Source organism: Cohnella suwonensis, assembly GCF_042655365.1.
Lineage (GTDB): Bacteria > Bacillota > Bacilli > Paenibacillales > Paenibacillaceae > Cohnella > Cohnella suwonensis.
Genome location: NZ_JBHSMH010000003.1, coordinates 1 through 18,039, shown reverse-complemented (window position 1 = coordinate 18,039; position 18,039 = coordinate 1). Strand labels below are relative to the sequence as shown.

General features: G+C 56.2%; 16 protein-coding genes. 4 read left to right on the top strand and 12 right to left on the bottom strand.

Features of this window, described 5'->3' with window-relative positions:
- Nucleotides 1–192 precede the first annotated feature (192 nt).
- Complete coding sequence (locus ACFPPD_RS01055) at nucleotides 193–1,116, top strand: hypothetical protein (protein WP_209749279.1); 924 nt, start codon at nucleotides 193–195, stop codon at nucleotides 1,114–1,116.
- Here ACFPPD_RS01055 and ACFPPD_RS01050 read toward each other — a convergent pair.
- Complete coding sequence (locus ACFPPD_RS01050; RefSeq protein ID WP_209749280.1) at nucleotides 1,107–1,361, bottom strand: YqzE family protein; 255 nt, start codon at nucleotides 1,359–1,361, stop codon at nucleotides 1,107–1,109. The two genes, ACFPPD_RS01055 and ACFPPD_RS01050, sit on opposite strands and share 10 nt — an antisense overlap.
- 189 nt (nucleotides 1,362–1,550) lie before the next feature.
- Here ACFPPD_RS01050 and ACFPPD_RS01045 point away from each other — a divergent pair, with 189 nt between their 5' ends.
- A complete protein-coding gene (locus ACFPPD_RS01045; RefSeq protein WP_378081044.1) occupies nucleotides 1,551–2,294 on the top strand; it encodes an N-acetylmuramoyl-L-alanine amidase family protein in 744 nt (247 codons plus the stop codon).
- Here the strand turns inward: ACFPPD_RS01045 and ACFPPD_RS01040 are convergent.
- The 10 genes from ACFPPD_RS01040 to ACFPPD_RS00995 all read right to left on the bottom strand — a co-directional run bounded on the left by ACFPPD_RS01040 (nucleotide 2,279) and on the right by ACFPPD_RS00995 (nucleotide 15,906).
- Nucleotides 2,279–3,079 carry a divergent polysaccharide deacetylase family protein gene (locus ACFPPD_RS01040; protein WP_378081042.1) on the bottom strand — a complete coding sequence of 267 codons (801 nt, stop codon included), beginning with the start codon at nucleotides 3,077–3,079 and terminating at the stop codon, nucleotides 2,279–2,281. The two genes, ACFPPD_RS01045 and ACFPPD_RS01040, sit on opposite strands and share 16 nt — an antisense overlap.
- A gap of 778 nt (nucleotides 3,080–3,857) precedes the next feature.
- On the bottom strand, nucleotides 3,858–5,189 hold the full coding sequence (locus tag ACFPPD_RS01035) for an ABC transporter substrate-binding protein (RefSeq protein WP_209749281.1): 1,332 nt from the start codon (nucleotides 5,187–5,189) through the stop codon (nucleotides 3,858–3,860).
- Between the two features lie 347 nt (nucleotides 5,190–5,536).
- A complete protein-coding gene (locus ACFPPD_RS01030; RefSeq protein ID WP_209749282.1) occupies nucleotides 5,537–6,739 on the bottom strand; it encodes a glycoside hydrolase family 130 protein in 1,203 nt (400 codons plus the stop codon).
- 1 nt (nucleotide 6,740) lies between these two features.
- A complete protein-coding gene (locus ACFPPD_RS01025) occupies nucleotides 6,741–7,964 on the bottom strand; it encodes an AGE family epimerase/isomerase (protein WP_209749283.1) in 1,224 nt (407 codons plus the stop codon).
- Between the two features lie 76 nt (nucleotides 7,965–8,040).
- Nucleotides 8,041–8,952, bottom strand: coding sequence for a glycoside hydrolase family 113 (locus ACFPPD_RS01020; protein WP_209749295.1), 912 nt, complete (start codon nucleotides 8,950–8,952; stop codon nucleotides 8,041–8,043).
- Between the two features lie 510 nt (nucleotides 8,953–9,462).
- Nucleotides 9,463–10,521 (bottom strand): LacI family DNA-binding transcriptional regulator, encoded by a 1,059-nt coding sequence (locus tag ACFPPD_RS01015; RefSeq protein ID WP_209749284.1) that lies wholly within the window; start codon nucleotides 10,519–10,521, stop codon nucleotides 9,463–9,465.
- A gap of 67 nt (nucleotides 10,522–10,588) precedes the next feature.
- The gene (locus ACFPPD_RS01010) at nucleotides 10,589–11,416 is read right to left on the bottom strand and encodes a carbohydrate ABC transporter permease (protein WP_209749285.1); all 828 of its coding nucleotides are present in this window, start codon (nucleotides 11,414–11,416) and stop codon (nucleotides 10,589–10,591) included.
- 3 nt (nucleotides 11,417–11,419) lie between these two features.
- On the bottom strand, nucleotides 11,420–12,295 hold the full coding sequence (locus ACFPPD_RS01005) for a carbohydrate ABC transporter permease (protein WP_378081040.1): 876 nt from the start codon (nucleotides 12,293–12,295) through the stop codon (nucleotides 11,420–11,422).
- A gap of 187 nt (nucleotides 12,296–12,482) precedes the next feature.
- Nucleotides 12,483–14,030, bottom strand: a complete 1,548-nt coding sequence (locus ACFPPD_RS01000; RefSeq protein ID WP_209749287.1) for a response regulator — start codon at nucleotides 14,028–14,030, stop codon at nucleotides 12,483–12,485.
- The gene (locus tag ACFPPD_RS00995; protein WP_209749288.1) at nucleotides 14,023–15,906 is read right to left on the bottom strand and encodes a sensor histidine kinase; all 1,884 of its coding nucleotides are present in this window, start codon (nucleotides 15,904–15,906) and stop codon (nucleotides 14,023–14,025) included. Before ACFPPD_RS00995 ends, ACFPPD_RS01000 begins: the two co-directional genes overlap by 8 nt.
- Before the next feature lie 136 nt (nucleotides 15,907–16,042).
- Here ACFPPD_RS00995 and ACFPPD_RS00990 point away from each other — a divergent pair, with 136 nt between their 5' ends.
- Nucleotides 16,043–16,615 carry a xanthine phosphoribosyltransferase gene (locus ACFPPD_RS00990; protein ID WP_209749289.1) on the top strand — a complete coding sequence of 191 codons (573 nt, stop codon included), beginning with the start codon at nucleotides 16,043–16,045 and terminating at the stop codon, nucleotides 16,613–16,615.
- A gap of 137 nt (nucleotides 16,616–16,752) precedes the next feature.
- Here the strand turns inward: ACFPPD_RS00990 and ACFPPD_RS00985 are convergent, their stop codons facing one another.
- Nucleotides 16,753–17,238, bottom strand: a complete 486-nt coding sequence (locus ACFPPD_RS00985; RefSeq protein WP_378081037.1) for a WGxxGxxG family protein — start codon at nucleotides 17,236–17,238, stop codon at nucleotides 16,753–16,755.
- 472 nt (nucleotides 17,239–17,710) lie between these two features.
- Here ACFPPD_RS00985 and ACFPPD_RS00980 point away from each other — a divergent pair.
- The coding region (locus ACFPPD_RS00980; RefSeq protein ID WP_378081035.1) for a transposase at nucleotides 17,711–18,039 on the top strand (329 nt) is incomplete at its 3' end.

The following is an 18,039-nucleotide window of genomic DNA, read 5'->3' as shown; positions in this document are numbered from 1 at the left end:
TCCGCCGAGAATCGGCAAAAATAGAACCCGTATCGCACGCTCCGGCCGACACGAAGCAACAGTCTCGGCAACGCTTGTCCCTTACAATATAACGACGCGGCGCCCCGCGCATCCAAAGCCGTCGGAGCCTCACGGTTTCGATGCCGCTAGCGCGGGCGAGAGCCGCTCCATCCCCTACCCGCAGGAGGTTCTATGTCCGACCGACAGCGTACGATCCGCATTCGCGCCTCGAAACTGATCGTTGCCGCCGCGATGCTTGTCGCCTTGTTACAAGCTTTTACGCCCGTTCGCGCCGTCTCCGCCGCCAATGCCGCCATCGTCGCCAAAGCGACGGAAGCCGCGCCGTCCAAGCTCGAACGTCAAGTGACGGAGTGGGTCGCCGCCCTTTCGAAGCAGAAGCCTTTCAAGGCATGGCAAGGCACCGACCCGCAGATCGAAGCGCTCGGTCCGGGCACGCATAGCTGGCTCGTCTTATTTTCCAAGGAAGGCAAAGATATCGGCTACATGGTCGTCCATGCGGTTACCGACGGCACGTTCCAACTGGGGGAATACGGCACAGGACCGTTCTCGCTTTTCTCCAAAACGATTCTGAGACGGTCGCTCGTCGACAGCGGTCTTGCGACCGCCGAGCAGCTCCCCGGCATCGTCGCCGTCAAGCATTACGTCCATCCGTTCGCGGCCGCCTGGGAAGTGACGATCGGAGACGAGACGTACTGGCTCGACGCCAAGACGGCGGAGGAGCTTCCTCTGGACGGCAAAACATGGCGACTTCTATTCTCGGAGGACAAGCCGTCATACCGCGCGCCTACTACGACCGGGGCCAAAGTGTCCGCTCTCAAGCTGAACGATTCGTTCGACGTTTACGAGAAGCTCCCTTGGCTGACCGGGGAAACGCCGTTCAACGCCAAAGACGCCGCCCTGTTAAGGAAGCGGCTCGAAGGCGGCAAGCATTTAAGATATGTAACCGAACCATTCGGCGACGCGATGCTGTATGCCGTGCCGATCATCGGCTATCAGCGTTGGTCGAACGGCCGGATGGACCTCGCGATCGACATGGAGGGCAACCGGTTCATCCCGATCGGCGCCATGCTGGATCAAGGCTTTTTCTATCGATAAGACGATGATTCGACCGAACGCGCCGCTTCTTGGCGCGTTTTGTTTTTGCGTTCGGCTCGTCCCGTCCACCACATCTGAACCCCGAGCGGGGCGACGCCGAACCATCTCGTCAGCCAAGGCTCCCGGCTGATTTTGCCGGCATGCGGTTGTTGCCCTTCCCGGTCTTCCGTCTGCGGTTCCGCCGGCCTATCCATGTAGCTGACGAAACGTTCCGTCACGTACTTCAAATATTCCGATCCATCCATGGCTTACTCCTCCTCCTTGCTCTTTAGCATGTCCGACGGGAAGCCCGTTCAATCTTCCTATGGCTTATTTCCATGGCGTTTGTTTACTTGAGGTTGTACGAGGTTGCATGAGGTTGCCCGATTTGTGCCACGATAACGGTACAACCAAGCGGATGGGGTTAGCCGATCCGCCGAAGGAGGAAGCGCCGCTTGAGATCGACGCCGTTCAACCCGAATATTCCGACGAGTCTGCCGCGAGGCGTCGGCCGGTTGTCCCGTCTCGCGCTGTTCGTCGGCGCGTTGCTCCTTGCGACCGGATGGACCGGACCAACCGGCGAGCGAATCGAACCGCCCGTCGAGTACACGTTGCCGACGGCCGACGTCCTTATCGACGCCGGACACGGCGGCATTGACAGCGGCACCCACTGGCAAAACGTACTGGAAAAAGACATTAACTTGGACATCTCGCGCAAGCTCTATTTGCTGCTCCGCAGCAAAGGCGTCAAGGTCATTCTGAACCGGACGGGCGATTACGCGCTAAGCGACGATAATCGCTGGCATCTGACGCGCTCCCGTCATCGGAAGGACTTGTCCCAGCGGCACGGCCTCTCGGACGAAGTCGGAGCCTCCCTGTTCATTAGCGTACACGTGAATTGGTCGCCCAAAGGCGGGAAAAGAGGCCCGCTCGTCATCCATCAGTCCGAAGGGCGGAGCGCGATATTGGCCGGTTTTATTCAAGATAGCTTAAACCGCCAGCAGAACCGTTTCCGGCTACCGCAGGCGGCGAATAAGTTCTATTTGCTGAACCGGGTCAAAGTACCGAGCGTCATCGTCGAAACCGCGTTCCTGAACGACCCCGGAGACCGGGAGATGCTGACGTCCATCCCCGGTCAGAATCGGCTGGCCGCGGCGATCGCGGGCGGCATCATGAGCTATCGCTATTTCTGCCCGTAGACGATCGGAAGCGGAGAAGGCAGCAAGCGGGACAGCGGAACGAACGTCGCTTTGCCGCTCAGCTCCGGAATCGCGTTCTTGAGCACGCCGGACGTATATAATCCCGGCGGGCCGACATGCCCGATGACGACGCAGCGATCGTGGTCCGCGATGAATTTCTTCAGGACGGAAATCTGATGCAGCACGTGGTTCTGCGTGTACACGTCGTCGAGGAAGACGTCGTTGCGCAGCGTCGTGACGCCAAGCTCGCTCGCGATTTTCGGCACGACTGTCTTGTACGACGTGCGGCTATCGAGGAAGAACAGCCCTTTTTCCTTGCACACTTGAAGTACGACCCTCATCACCCGAGCGTCCGCCGTCGCCTTCGACCCCATATGGTTGTTCATGCCGATCGCGTGGGGAACGTCGGCGATCGCCGCTTCGACGCGGCGGCGGATCTCGTCGTCGTTCAGATCCGTCGTTATCGCTCCGGGTCCGAGCCATCTTTTGAGCCCTCGTACGGGCTCCATCGGCATATGGACAATAACGTCGTGGCCTTTGCGGAATGCCGCTTCCGCGTCCGCTTTCGTCGTCGGCAGGTACGGCATGACCGCGACCGTCAGCTTGATCGGCAATTCCAGCATTTGCGGCGTTCCTTTCATGCCGTTGCCGAAGTCGTCGATGACGACCGCGATTTGCCGGTTCGCAGGATTGTCGGCCGCACGCACGCATGCACCTCCCAGTAGAAGCCCCGCCGCGAACATCAGCGTTATTTTCCGTCCTAACGGACGACCGAGCGTAATCATGTTCGCCATCCTCCTGATGATGAGCAGAGTCATCGATGCTTATCTTCTCTCGCTCAGTATCGGTAGGATTGGTAAAAATTATGTGTCGTCAGTCGACTCGGGTCGCAAGGTTCCACCATATTTGTTCCGCAAACATGCGATTGCCGAATCCATGCCCTCTTTTCAGAGCATCTTTTCGTTCCCCGTGGCGTTTCGACAAGTGTGCCTTGACCCACTTCTAGTGCTCGATCTCGAAACTCAAGCTGCGTCATCCTTTCCAAGCTATAAAATAAGCCCCGATTTCCCTTCACGCTAGAAGGAAATCGGGGCATATCGCTCCACATGAAGCAATTGTTTTTTACGGCTTAAATTCTCGCTTCTATTGAATCGAACGATTGCAAAAGCCGTTTGTGCGATATTTCGTACAAAACCTCTGCGACGGGCTACCTCGCTCACCACTTTGTTCGATATTTCGTACAAAACCTTTGCTACGGACTACCTCGCTCACCGCTTTGTACGATATTTCGTACAAAACTTTGCGACGGAATGCCTCGCAAGCCACTTTGTACGATATTTCGAACAAAACTTCTACGACGGACTACCTCGTACGCCACTTTGTACGACTTTCCGCAATTCACCAAACAAGCAAACACACACACCTTCGGCGTACTTAGACGCTGAAGCAGCTTTGCGTAGGTATCAGATGAGTACAAAGGAAATCAAAAAATTATACTTTCTGATATTCTATAGAAAACCTCCCGGCGGAATGCCGGGAGATCCACTAGTTTCCGGTTTCGGATTAATATCCGAGAGCCGCTCTCGCTTTTTTCCATCTTTCGTTGAGGCCGTCGTACGCCTTTTGCAAGTCTTTGGCGACGATCAGATCTTGCGTCGTTTTGCCGACCCACAGATCGATTTCCGCTTTGTTCGCGATTTCGTTGAATTTCGGATCGCCCGCCACGTCCTCGAGGAACGTCGGGTTGAACGATTGAAACTCGGACAGTTGAGGCACTTTCGGTTGTTGGGACTTGTCGACCGGCATGAAGCCTTGGGAATCGACGTAACCGGATTCTTTTACGAAGAACTCGACCCATGCCGTTGCCAGCTCTTTGTTTTTGCTGTTCTTGCTGACGCCGATCATGTAGTCGGAGCCGAGCGGAGCGTTGTATTTGCCGCTGTTGTCGTAAGGAAGCGGGAAGAAGCCGATGTCTTCGGATTTGGCGCCCGCGCCGATGACTTGCGGGATGACCCAGTTGCCGAGGAAGTACATCGCGGCTTTGCCGGAAGCGACTTCGCCTTTGGACATCTCCCAGTTGTTCGTCGCGAGATCTTTCTCGACGTAGCCCTTCTGAACGAACGTCCGTGCGATCGTCATCAGCGTACCCCAAGCGTTATCGATCTGCCATGGCGTGTCGGACGTCACGAATTGATCGGTCCATTTCATGTCGCCCGCGACATACTTGACGGAGCCTTCCGCCCAGTTCCCGATCGGCCATTGCGCGCCGTAGTTCATATAGAGGGGAATGATTCCCGCAGCTTTCAGTTTCTCGGCCGCCGCATACAGTTCGTCCAGCGTCGTCGGCACTTTGTCTACGCCCGCTTTGGCGAACGCTTGCTTGTTGTACACGATTCCTTGCGTGTTGACGCCCGTGGACAGCCCGTAGCGTTTGCCTTCGAACAGCCTGTAGTCCGCGAAGTACACGTTGTCGAACATCGCGTCCGGAAGCGGCTCGTAGTAGTTCGGCAATTCCGTGTTCGGCAAGCTGGAGTCGATCATGTTGACGTCGCCCGCTTCGCCTGTCGTCAAGCGCACTTTAATGTCGCTCGCGTAGTTCGTGATGCCTTCGAACTCGAGCTCCGCGTTCGGATACTTTTCTTTGAACGCCGCGGCGTATTTGTCCATCGTGCCGTCGTCGATCAAGTCCGTGCGGTGCGTCAGAATTTTCAGCTTTCCGCCGAGCTCCGCGGCCGGGCTTTCGCTGGCGGGAGCGCTTTCAGAAGCGCTGGCGCTGGCGGACGGAGACGAAGATGCGCTAGGAGAGGCATTCTCGTTATTGTTGTTGCTGCCGCAAGCCGCGAGCATGGATACCGATAATAACATCGTCGAACCGAGAAGGAGTGACTTCTTCATCTTTGATATTACCCCCATAAGCTTTATTGGTAGGCGATCGTTAGCGTTCGTGAAAGCTTCATGAGATCGCTTACATTGCTCATTATATGGCTTTCCGCCATACGAAAAAATGCGCTTCATTTGTTTTTATTGTTTCTGATTATGATAACAAATAAATAATTTTAGGTGACAAATTAGTCTCAGCGCCAAGCCGGAAGCGCGCATTACCATAGAATATCCTTAATCCCGCGTACAAGCAAAACACCTTAGGCCTCCTAAAGATTCCCCGGTTGCAATGCGGCGACCGTCAAACGGTTAACGCAAACACCCGCAAGCCTTAGGGCTCGCGGGCGCTCTTCCCAGCAAGATCAGTCCTTCAGAAACGCGAACTCCGGCGTCTCCATCAGTTTCAAGTTCGCGGAGATCAGCGCGGAACGCTTCTCGACGCTCGTCCGGGAGCGGAGAAGGTCTTCCGGCGTGTTCACGCAGGCATCGACCAGCTTCTCCACCGTCGTCGCCGCGACGTGGATGCGCGTATCGGAGGAAGCGTAGTAGATATATACCTCTCCGTTGTCCTTCGCGATGACGCCGTTGCAGAACACGACGTTGGATACGTCGCCGACCCGTTCGATGCCTTCCGGCGCGATCAGATGTCCGCCCGGCGCGTGAATGACTTTGCTCGGATCCTTCAGCGACGTCATGAACATGTACAGCACGTACCGCAAGCCGGCCGCGGTGTTGCGAACGCCGTGCGCGATGTGCAACCAGCCTTTGTCCGTCTTGATCGGCGCTGCGCCTTGGCCGTTCTTCACTTCTTTGATCGTATGGTAGTGGCGTCCGTCCACGATCGTTTCCTTCTCGACGACGGCGGGGTTCATGCTCTCCGACAAGCCCCAGCCGATGCCGCCGCCGGATCCCGCGTCGATGAATCCGTCTTGCGGACGGGTGTAGAACGCGTATTTGCCGTCGACGAACTCCGGATGAAGCACGACGTTGCGCTGCTGCGCGGAAGGCGTCTTCAGATCGGGCAGGCGTTCCCAGCTTTTCAAGTCTTTCGTGCGCGCGATGCCGCCTTGGGCAACCGCGCTCGACAAGTCGCCCGCCTGCGCGTTCGGATCCTTGCGCTCGGAGCAGAAGACCCCGTAGATCCAGCCGTCTTCGTGCTGGGTCAGGCGCATATCGTAGACGTTCGTGTCGGGATCGTCGGTCTCCGGAAGCAGTACCGGATAGTCCCAGAACTTGAAGTTATCCACCGGGCTGTCGCTCTCCGCGACGGCGAAGAACGATTTGCGGTCGACGCCTTCGACGCGGACCATCAGGTAGTACCTCCCGTTCAGCTCGATCGCGCCGGGATTAAATGCCGCGTTGACGCCGATCCTCTCGAGCAGATGGGGATTCGTCTCCGGGTTCAGATCGTAGCGCCAATAGATCGGCGCGTGCTCGTTCGTGAGCACCGGATATTGATACCGCGTATAGACGCCGTTATCGCTCTCCGCCGGCGCGTTCGGCCGGCGCGCGAGGAGATCGTGATTTTCTTTCAAAGCCTTCAGTTTCCGCATGAATTCGCTCATATTAATGAACCTCCGCCATCGAGATGCGTGCCAATCTTTCCCATGCTTCCAAGCAGGCCCTGCTGTTGTGATAAGGGCATTTCCACGGATCGACTTTGGCGTGCGCCGGATTCGGCGTGCCGTCCCGGGACACTTGCCAATGCCATTCGCCGTTCTCGCGATCGATCATATAGGTCTTCGTGAAATGCCAGCTTGCATGCGCCGCTCGCAGCATATCTTCGTTTCCGCTCAGCTGGTAGGCGTTCAGGAAGCCGACCATCGCTTCCGCTTGCGGCCACCAGTCCTTCGTATCGTCGAGATGGCCGTGTCCGTCCGCTTCATTGAAGACCGCGCCGTCGGCGTCCACGCCTTCCGCGAGCGTCGCTTCCGCCATCGCCAGCGCTTCCGCGTTCGCGCGGGCGATTCTACCCTCGTCGCCGAGCACCTCGGCCGCTTCGCACAACAGCCAGCTTCCTTCGATATCGTGGCCGTACGAAATATGATCGGACTTCGACGCCCATTCGTCGTCGAAGAACAACAGGAAGTGATGATTGCTTTCGTTCACGATCAAGTCCAGATGAATGTCGATCAATTCGGCCAGCTTCAAGCGCAGGCCTTCCGGCTTCCAGACGCGATATAAGTTCGTATAAGCCTCGAGCACGTGCAGATGCGTATTCATCGATTTGCGTTCGTTCAGGTCCTTGCCGCTAAGGCTCAGGTCGCTCGTCTCCGTCCAGTCCCGCGCCAACGCTTCCACGTAACCGCGATGGACGTTGTCGCAGGCATGTTTCTCGAGCAGCACGTACAGTTCCTTCGCCCATTCGAGCGCATTCTCCAAACCCGTCGCTCGGTAATATTCGGACAACGCGTAGATTACGAACGCTTGCCCGTACACCTGCTTCTTGTCCTGAACCGGAGCTCCTCCCTTGTCCACCATCCAGAACAACCCGCCGTGCTCCTTATCGCGGAACCGGTCGCGCAATTCCCCGTAAGCCCGTTCCGCCATATCGGAGTAGGCCTGATCCCCGTAAACCCGGTAGGCGGTCGCGAAGCTCCACAGGATGCGGGCGTTCAGCACCAGCCCCTTGTCCGCGCCCTGCAATACCGTCATGTCGCTGCGGATTTCCCCGACGAAGCCCCCGTTTTTCTTATCGACCGCATGCTCGATCCAGAACCCGAGAATGTTGATCTTCAGCGTCTCTAACAATTCCGATCGCCACTGTCCGATGGCCGATCTATCTCCCATCTCTCTCTCCCCTTTCGTCCCTTCTAGACCTTTCTAAACCTTGCTGGACTTTGCTAGCCCTTGTCCTCGTCGCCTATCAGCTTCGCGACGTATAGTAATCGCGAACGACCGCCTCCGCTTTCTTCGCGTACATGCAATAATCGTCGTTTGCCGCCGCTTCCTCCGGCGCGTACAGCTTCGCCGGCCAATCCCACAGCATGAAGCCTCTCATCCAATCCCTGCGCGAGCAAGCCTCGAACATCGCTTCGTAATAGGCGGCCTGTTCGTCTTCCGACGGCCCTCCCGGCAGCGACCAATCGTTCGGCTTTAGACTTGACCCTTCCCGGCTCGGGCAACCCGCTTCCATGAAGAAGAACGGCTTATTCCAGCGGGCGATTCCCCGCTCGATCCGGTCGAGCTGCTCCTCCCACTTGTCGATCGGATAGTATCCGCTGGAAGAGATGATATCGACCGCGTCCCACCAGGTCAGTCTCTCTTCCTGGTACTTATCGCAGTTGTAAGTGACGAGTCCGGAGTAGACGGTCCGTACTTTCACGATCAGTTCTCTCCATTCCGCTTCCCTCGAGTCGGCTTGCACCATCTCGCAGCCGACGCAGAACATTTCGCAGCCTTCCCGCTCCGCGATGGCCGCGTAGTGTAGGATGAACTCGCCATACGAAGCGAACCATTGTCCCCACGTCGGTTCTCCCGGCGCTTCGTCCCGGAAGAACGAGATATGGGCGCGCCACGTGCCGTTCGCGCAGTTCACGACGGGCTTTAAGATCACTTTCATGCCGAGCGCCTTGGCGCGTCGAATCGCGGCCACCGTCTCCTCGTCCGTTACCGTCGGCGCTTCCCGGAAAGGGATGGAAGTCGATTGCGCCGTTTCCTGTACCGCGGACAAGGCGATCGCCGTCCAATTGACGCCTATCGCCCGCATGCTGATCATCGAATGGTCCGCTTCCTCGCCGGTCCATGTGCCCCGAACCCCGGTCCATCCCCACGTCATTCCGTTTACCGTCTCCGTCCATGCGCTCACGGCACGCAGCTCCTTTTTGTTTCGCCAGTATGCTAACAAATTTTATTGTTAGTTAATTATTATTAAATAATGATAACATTTCAAGAAAATTGTATCACCGCCAGCCGGTTTGTCAACCGGTTTTCGGGCCTTTCGGCAAAGAAAAAGCCGCCCTTAAGAAGGCGGCAACAGACGCATCAACTACAATAACAAAAGGCTGAGTTCCGGGTGAATTTACTTAGAAACAACGGATTGGAATATTTAAATGTAAAATGTGCAGGTAAAAAGATACATGGTAAGGCCTTTGCATGAATTTCATGCAAAAGATGCACTTAATTTTGCAGGTTTTCAACTGAATCAGGATGAATCTGGTGAAATTAGTGTATATATTACATCTATTTCACCAGATATCTGATTTTAAGACGAAATAACTGTATGTTTTACAGTTCATTTATCCGTCATTAAGCCACAACAGAGTGGAACTCATTATAACAAATCGACTCAGCGAGCGACGGACGTCGATTCGCGCAGGACGAAATCGCCCGCGAGGAGAATTTTCTCCTTCGGGTCGTCCGGATGGCTAATTCGCCACAGCAACGTCTCCACGGAGCGCTGGCCGAGCGCTTCCTTGTTCACATGGACGGTGCTCAGCTTGGGCGAGGACAAGCTGGCGTCCTCGATATTGTCGAAGCCGCATACCGATACTTCTCCGGGAACGTCGACGCCCATCTTCATGAGCGCGGTCATGATGCAGATCGCGATCGAATCGTTCGCGCAGACGAACGCCGTCGGCAGCCGTCCCTTCCCCTTCAGCTCGCGCAAGATCGGCTCTAGCTGTTCCGTTATCTCCGAGCGGTTCACGCCTTCGAATTCGAGCAGCTTCTTTTCTTGCCGGAGTTCGGTGTCCTGTTCCTCCAGCATGGAGCGGAAACCGAGCCAACGGTCGTAAAAGCTTCGGGAATAGCGGATGTTGCCGACGAACTGAACCTCCCGGTGTCCGTTGCCGAGCAAATAATTCGTCGCCCTGCGGACGCACTCGTAATTGTTCATGAACAGGACGTCCGACGGAATGAGGGAATCCTCGTGATCGACGAGCACGAACGGAATGCCCAGCTTGCGGATTTCGAGCAGCAGCTGGTTGGAGATCAGCCCGACCCCGATCAAGCCGAGCACGGCGTCGGGATTGATCAGCTTCGTGAAATTGTCCGTAATATGCTCGGTCACGATCATCATGCCGAGGTTGTTGTTCTCGAGCCCTTCCGTGATGCCGTCGATGATCCGTCCCCAGAACGTCGACTGGCGGTTTTGTTCCCGGACGTTCGGGATGAGGACGACGATCGTATCCCGTTCCGCCGACGGGCGCCGGTTCGGCGTTGGCTGGCGGCTGACGGCGGGCTTATTGCGCTTCTGGGAGAAGTAGCCGAGCTGGGTCGCCGCCTGGATGATTTTCTCCCTCGTATCGGGACTGACGCCGGATTTGCCGGATAACGCCTTGGACACCGCGAATTTGGATACGCCGACATGATCCGCGATTTGCTGCATGGTCACTTTTTTCGACATCGCACGGTTCACTCCACTCGCATAAGCGACGATGATAACAAACTATTTTCGTTATCATAACATACATTTACTTGACCGCGCCGTTCGTTACGCCCGCGAATATATAACGTTGCAAGAACAAGAAGATAACGACCGTCGGAATGAAAATAACGAGAATGCCCGCGGAGATGACGTTCAGCTGCGCGGCGTTCGGGCCGACGAAGCTGTAGATCGCCGTCGATACCACTTTCAGCTTCTGCGAAGGCATGTAAAGATACGGCGTATAGAAGTCGTTATAGATCGAGATCGTCTTCAGGATGATCAGCGTCGCCGTCGCCGGAGCGAGCAACGGGAAGATGATCGAACGGTAAATCTTGAAGAGCGAAGCTCCTTCGACCATCGCGCTTTCGTCGAGATCCCTCGGAATGTTATTGATGAATTGAAGGTAGATAATGATCTGAAGCACGTCCGCGCCCAAGTAGAGCAGCATCGGGGCGTACATCGTGTTATAGACGTCGAGCGCCTGAATGACGCTGAACGTCGCGACTTGCGTCGTGACGAGCGGAATGACTTGGGCGATCAAATACAATCCCATGATCGGCTTCTTCATCGCGAACTCGAACCGTCCGAGCGCGTAAGCGACCATCGTGCCGATGAGCACGTTGCCGGCGATCGCCACGAGCAGGATCGTGAACGTGTTCTTGAAGCCGAGACCGAGCTTGCCGACTTTGAACACCCGCTTGAAGTTATCGAAGTTAAAGAAGTTGTCCGGCAACCGAAGACCGGACTGGTAAAATTCCACCTTCGTCTTGAAGGCGCCGATGAAGACGGAGTAGATCGGGAAGAACACGATAAAGACGGCGACGGCGAGCGACGCGTATTTCAGCGCTTGAACGTACCCTGGGTTTTTTTGCATCGCTTATCGTCCCTCCCTGAACAGAACTTTGCGCTGGATGACGATGAACAGAAGCACGATGAACAGGAGCACGACCGCCATCGCGGAAGCGAGGCCGGAGTTGTTGAACTTGAACGCCATGTTGACCGTCTGGGTGACGAACGTCGACGTTCCGTTCGCGCCGAGCATCATGATGTACGGAATGTCGAATGCCTCGAGCGCGCCGGTCAACGTCAGGACGAGCATGAGCTCGATGACGCTTCGGAGGCTAGGCAGCGTGATGAAACGGAACGATTGCCAGCTCGACGCGCCGTCGATCGTCGACGCTTCGTACAGGTCTTTCGGAATCGATTGCAACGCGCCGATAAAAATGACCATACTGAGCCCGAAATATTTCCACATCGAGATGAATGCGAGCGAGAAGTTGACGAGGTGCGGATTGCCGAGCCACATTTGTTGCCAAGACTCGAGCCCGATGGCGCCGAGGAACACGTTAAGCGAACCGTATTCGGCGTGGTACACGTTCTTGAACATGATGACGGTGGCGACGCTATGAAGCACGTACGGCAGGAACAGCATGACGCGGAACGCGTATTTGCCTTTCAGCCTGCCGTTCAGGATGACCGCGAAGTAGAGCGCGATCGCCGTCTGGACGAGCCCGCCTCCGAAATAGTACAAGTTATTCTTGAACGCGCCGAAGATTTCGGGACGCATGAATATTTCCTTGTAATTAGCCAGCCCGACCCACGATTGGTCGTAACCTAACCCATCCCAATCCGTTAGGCTAAAGTAGAACAACGCCGCCGCCGGATACAGCGAGAACGCGCACAGCAGCGCGACCGGTAAGGTCAGAAAGCCGAACAAGATCAAGTATTTCTGCGCTTTGTAGCTGATGTTCAACGGAACTCCCCCTCTAACCTGATCTCTTTCAAGCCTGCCGGAATCCCACCGAGCAAACGCTTTCAGAACCATTATAGCGGGTTTCGTTATTCGGTTTAATGTTCTTCGTTTGTTTTAATTGTCTTCAATTTAGATAATACTCAGCTAACAAATCTATTTGATAGCCTAACGGAGCACGCCAACGGTTTTACCTTACCCTATCCTTGAATTCTTTCGGCGTGCAGCCGACGACTTTCTTGAACACTTTGTTGAAGTACGCCGGATCGGGATAGCCGACATTCTCTCCGACCTCGTACGTCTTTAGCGCGTTTTTGTCCCGGAGCCATTCTTTGGCCCGATCGATGCGGACCGAGATCAAGTAATCGGTAATCGTCTCTCCCGTCTCCGTCTTGAACAGCTTGCTTAAGTAGCTCGGGGTCAAGAACACTTCCTCCGCGAGCCGGTTCAATTCGAGCTCCGCCGCGAAGTTCCGCTGGATATACTGCTTGACCGTATCCACGACGCGGTTGCCCTGGGTGGACTCCTGCAGCTTCATGAACAGCTTGTCCGCCTCCCCGATGAAGAAAGCCGCGAAAGCCTCTTTGTTCGGAAAATGCTCGGGATGAAGCGAAGTCGAATGATGCCCGGCCGGCGAAGCTTCCCGAAACGCGGCGGCATCCCCCGCCCGGTCCGCCCGATGCTTGCCGATGAGCGCCAGAACCGTCTCGCAGCCGTCCCGCAGCTCGTTCCAAGCCGGGGCGAGCGCCATGCAGCCGTCGAACCAACGATGCACGGAGTCCTGCGCCCGCTTGTAGTTCGACGCCGCCATCTCGGCTTGGAACTCTCCGTCAAGCAGCACGAGCAAAGGTTTCACGGCGTTCGCATTCAGCTTCCTCGCCGCTCGCGCATAGTCTGCAAACGCCCTTCTGCCGTTCTCGTACCAAGCATGCTCCATGGCGATTTCCGCTTGCCGGTAGGCTTCGCGAAGCCAAGCGGAGCCGCGGAACACGTCGCTGCCTCCGACTCTTCCTTCGAATCCGACGGGCAATCGCTGCAACAGCGTCTGACCCAGTTCCCGGATACGGTCCGCATGTTCGGCTTCGCCGATCGGGACGATCGCCACCGTTCGTCCTCCTAGTCGGAGAAGGACCCGCTTCTGAAGCCAATCGAAGATGGCGTCCTCCGGCGTCGGGGACGCCGTCTCGGAGTCCGAAGATGGCGCCCCCCTTACGATTAGCACGCCGTACGCTTCCCGGAACGTCTCCGTTCCGTCCAATCGGCGGCAAGCTTCCAGCCGGAGATGCTCCGGCAACGATTCCGTCTCGTTAAACAGGAGCAGCTTGAGCCGGTCTTCCTCTTCCGAGAGCTCGGATTCCTTGCTCCTCTCGATCCCTTGGGCGACCTTGCGGATCAATCCGGCGAGTTCCTCCTTGTCTACCGGCTTCAGCAAGTAGTCTTCGACGCCGAAGCGGAGCGCCTGACGCGCGTACGAGAACTCGTCGAACCCGCTGATGATCGCCATCCGCGGCGAAGGCTCCCGTTTCTGCAACTTCTCGATCAGCTCCAGCCCGTTCATGACCGGCATTTTGATATCCGTGATGACCAGATCGACTTCGATCTCGTCGATATGCGCCAGCAGCTCCTGTCCACCTGCGAAGATGCCGGTCACCCGGACGTCCTCGCCCGCTTGGGCGACGAGCTTGGCCAGCCCTTGCCGGATCCGTTCTTCGTCGTCCACGACGACCACGTTAACCATGCTCCCTCTCTCCTCTTGCGGCAATGTCCGGGAAGCGCACCTTCACGACGGTGCCTTCGCCGAGCTCGCTGTCTATCGTAATGCCGTAGCTTCCCCCGAACAGCAGCTTCAGCCGCTCGTTCACGTTTCGCAAGCCGATCCCTCGCCCGCTTTCCTCGCGGGGCGGATTCGTTTCGTTCAGCCGCCGGCGAAGGCGCAGCAGCGTCTCTTCGGACATGCCGACCCCGCCGTCGCTGATCGCGAAGCAATGATCCGTACCGATCCGCTCGTAGGCGATGGAGATCGTCATCGACGTCTTCGATTCGTCCATGCCGTGATAGACGGCGTTCTCGACGATCGGCTGGAACAACAGCTTCATGACGGGCAACCGTTCGTCCGCGATGTTCGCCGTCTCGAGCGAGAACCGGTTGCCGTATCTGAAGTTCAGCAGCTTGACGTACATCTCCAGATGCTCGAGTTCCCGTGATAGAGGCACCGTCTCGCTGCCGGGTCCCATGCCGTACCGAAGCAGCTTGCCGAGCAATTGCGTCATATCGCTGACCTCGACGTTGTCATTGATGACGGCCGTCATCCGGATCGACTCCAGCGTATTGTAGATGAAGTGCGGATTGATCTGATTCTGAAGCGCTTCCAACTCGGCTTCTTTTTTACGTTGCCCGGCCATGTAGACGTCTTGGACCAAGCCCTTGACGCGGGCGATCATCCGGTTGAACGCGTTGCCGACGATTCCGATTTCGTCCCTGCCCCTGACCGGGAACGAGACGTCCAAATTTCCCGTCTGGACGACTTTCATCAAGCGGACGAGCGACCGGAGAGGCTTCGTCAAAGCGAACGTCAGAATAAGCGAGATCAGCAAGCCGAACCCGATAATGAGCGACGCCGAGACGATCGTGAACCCCCGGATGCGATTCGCTTCCCCCATCAATTGCTTTTGCGGAATCGTAATGAAGATTTTCCACCCCGTGTTCGGGGACTGCCTATAGATCGTCAGCATCTTCTCGCTCTCGACGTCGGCGTGGAAGCTGCCTTGGGAACCGGAAGCGCGGAGCAGCAAGTCGCTGCCCGCCAAGTTGCTCGCCAAGTATTTCTTCTCGCTGTCGTAGACGACTTTACCGTTATGATCGACGATGAGCGTCGTTCCGCGGGTCGCCTTGTCCAAGTCCTTGACGATGTTCTCGATGACGACGATGTTCGCGTCGACGGCGATCAAGCCGAGCGATTCGAACGTCGTGTCGATGATTTCCCTCACGATCGTAAACACGTAACGGTTGCCCGACCTGCCGCCGCCGACCGCCTGCGTGCTGACGAGAACGGGATATCCGTGGGCTTCCATGGCAAGCTTCTTCCATTCCTCGTAAGCGGTCGGCAGATCGGAGCGCACGCCCCCGCTCTTCGTCACGAAGTACGAATGCCCGTACCGGTCGAACAAATACACGGAGTTGGCGCCGTTCTTGATGTTATTCAGGAAGTAGATGCTGCCTTCCACGCGGCGAAGCAGCTGTAATTGCTCGTCCGACAACGAATCGCGCTTCTCGACGATGCCTTCGGCCATGCCCCCGGCTCCGGGAGCATCGGGCTTTTTCTCGTAATAGGCGTTCGATTCCTTCAGTCCCGACTTGATCTCCGCCAAGTACGACGGAATAATCGCGATTTTTTTCATGTCCTCCATGTAATCGTCCAGCTTGCTGATCATCAGATCGGACACTTGGGACGCATACGTGACCGTATTCCGCTCGATCGATCCGGAATATCTTTCCGACGCGATATAGCTTAGCACGCCGATGGGCAATATAATCAGGAACAAAAAAACGATAAATAGCTTGCCTTCCATTCTGCCCGCAAGCACCGACAGCCGTCTCCACGACCCGCGCACCATGCCGTTCAACCCCCGTACGACGTTTCTGATTCCGGTAACAGTGTATCATAATCTTAGGCTAACAACGCGAATTGTTCGGACAAGCCTCCCAAACCGGCGACAGGATGGTAAACTGTATGCAAAAGGGGGAGAGCTCGTGGAGCTGCTGAAAAGGAAAATCGTCGAAGAAGGAATCGTGTTAAGCGACCAAGTGCTGAAGGTGGATTCGTTCTTGAATCACCGGATCGATCCTCCGCTCATGCTGGAGATCGGGAGAACGTTCGCTTCCCTCTTCAGGGAAAGCGCAATCGACAAGATCGTGACGATCGAATCGTCGGGCATCGCCCCGGCGGTGATGGCCGGCCTCGAGCTCGGCGTCCCGGTCGTGTTCGCGCGCAAGCGCAAATCGCTGACGCTGCAGACGGATTTATTTACGGAGAAAGTGTACTCGTTCACGAAAAAGGAAGAAAGCGAAGTGTCCGTCGCGACCAAGTTCTTGTCCGCAGGCGACCGGGTGCTGCTGATCGACGACTTCCTCGCGAACGGAGAAGCCGCGCTCGCCATGGCCCGAATCGTCGAACGCGCTGGCGGCCAAGTGGCCGGCATCGGCATCGTGATCGAGAAGTCGTTCCAGAACGGGGCGAACAAGCTGACCGAGAAAGGCTACCGCGTCGAATCGCTCGCCCGGATCGCTTCGCTCGCGGACGGAAACGTCTCGTTCGCGGAGTAGGCTTCGGAATACGCCCTGCGCGAATTTTCCGGTCCTTCGCCGACGCTAGGCAAAATCCCCGCTGCCGCTTCTCCATATCGGAAAGGGCTGCGGGGATTCCTCTTATTATCGCGGTTCGAGTCGTTTGTTCGTCGCCGTTAGCGCGCTTCGTCGCGGTTTCGGCTGCGCATGCCCGCCAAGCCGAACAAGCCGAGCAAACCGAGCCAACCCCAGTTGAACGTCCGTCTCGTCGTTGTTCCCAATGCGCGTACCGTTTGGTTCGTTTTCGCTGTGATGCCCGTGTTGTACGCTCCGTTCGGACGATACGCGTTCATCCGGGTCGAATCGTACGCGCCGTACGTTCCGAAAGGACGATTCGTGCCGTTGTTGTACGTATCAAATCGAGTGCCCGTCGTCGTATCGCTGAACATACCATTATGAGTGCCGCCGTTGTAATTGACTTGGTTGTAGCGCGGATTATAGGTCGGACTCGTTGTATTCGTCGTGCTGTTGATCGTGCTTGGATTTGTTCCCGGCGTCATGTCCGCCGTTGTATGCCCCGGGGAATGGGACGCGAAGGCGGGCACGGCGATCGTGAGCGACAATGCGGACGCCAACGCCAAGCTGGTCACTTGCTTTCTCAAAGTAAAACCTCCCTCGGATGATTGGACTGCGTCATTAAGGTGTCCGATTCGCATCCGGTTCATCCGAGGGAAGGAAGCCCTGTGCGCTCGCCTGTTTTTGAGCCGACTGGGTTAATGTACTGACCACATACGTATCCCGACATAAGCTACATCGTGACCAATCGTCATAATACACGCTCGGTGGTGATAGACTTGGGATACCCTGTAGCAGGTGAAGGCGTAGGCGGCGTTCACTGTGGTGGCGGAATGGGAGCCGCTGCATTCGCACTCGTACTTTTCGTTCTCCTGGTAATCATCCTGCGCGCTGGATATTGCTAAGTTTTTGTAACTGGCATAACGAACGCCCCACGGCACCGAGGGAGGCCACTGAAAAAGTCCATTTCCGCTAAAAGGTACAGACTCTCATTAATTTGAGGGGGCTGTGCCTTTTTCTTGTATAATTAAAGTATTATGTTGGAAGGATGAAGGCCTCATGATCCAGCCTCAAATCTCATTTGCATTCAGTCCCTATACGGCGTTATATGACCTCATTGTCCCGAAAGACAACATGCTACGCCAGATCAATGAGCTGGTGGACTTCTCCTTTGTTTATGACGAATTGAAAGCAAACTACTGTTTGGACAATGGCCGGAACGCCATCGACCCCTTACGGATGTTTAAATATTTGCTTCTCAAGGCTATTTTCGAGCTATCGGATGTGAATGTGGTTGAGCGCTCTAGGTACGACATGTCGTTCAAGTATTTTCTTCAAATGGCACCGGAAGAATCGGTCATCGACCCGAGCACTTTGACCAAATTTCG

Coding starts and splice junctions, on each gene's coding strand:
- ACFPPD_RS01055 (WP_209749279.1), top strand. CDS start 193: ATGTCCGACCGACAGCGTACGATCCGCATTCGCGCCTCGAAACTGATC.
- ACFPPD_RS01050 (WP_209749280.1), bottom strand. CDS start 1,361: ATGGATGGATCGGAATATTTGAAGTACGTGACGGAACGTTTCGTCAGC.
- ACFPPD_RS01040 (WP_378081042.1), bottom strand. CDS start 3,079: ATGATTACGCTCGGTCGTCCGTTAGGACGGAAAATAACGCTGATGTTC.
- ACFPPD_RS01035 (WP_209749281.1), bottom strand. CDS start 5,189: ATGAAGAAGTCACTCCTTCTCGGTTCGACGATGTTATTATCGGTATCC.
- ACFPPD_RS01030 (WP_209749282.1), bottom strand. CDS start 6,739: ATGAGCGAATTCATGCGGAAACTGAAGGCTTTGAAAGAAAATCACGAT.
- ACFPPD_RS01025 (WP_209749283.1), bottom strand. CDS start 7,964: ATGGGAGATAGATCGGCCATCGGACAGTGGCGATCGGAATTGTTAGAG.
- ACFPPD_RS01020 (WP_209749295.1), bottom strand. CDS start 8,952: ATGACGTGGGGATGGACCGGGGTTCGGGGCACATGGACCGGCGAGGAA.
- ACFPPD_RS01015 (WP_209749284.1), bottom strand. CDS start 10,521: ATGTCGAAAAAAGTGACCATGCAGCAAATCGCGGATCATGTCGGCGTA.
- ACFPPD_RS01010 (WP_209749285.1), bottom strand. CDS start 11,416: ATGCAAAAAAACCCAGGGTACGTTCAAGCGCTGAAATACGCGTCGCTC.
- ACFPPD_RS01000 (WP_209749287.1), bottom strand. CDS start 14,030: ATGGTTAACGTGGTCGTCGTGGACGACGAAGAACGGATCCGGCAAGGG.
- ACFPPD_RS00995 (WP_209749288.1), bottom strand. CDS start 15,906: ATGGTGCGCGGGTCGTGGAGACGGCTGTCGGTGCTTGCGGGCAGAATG.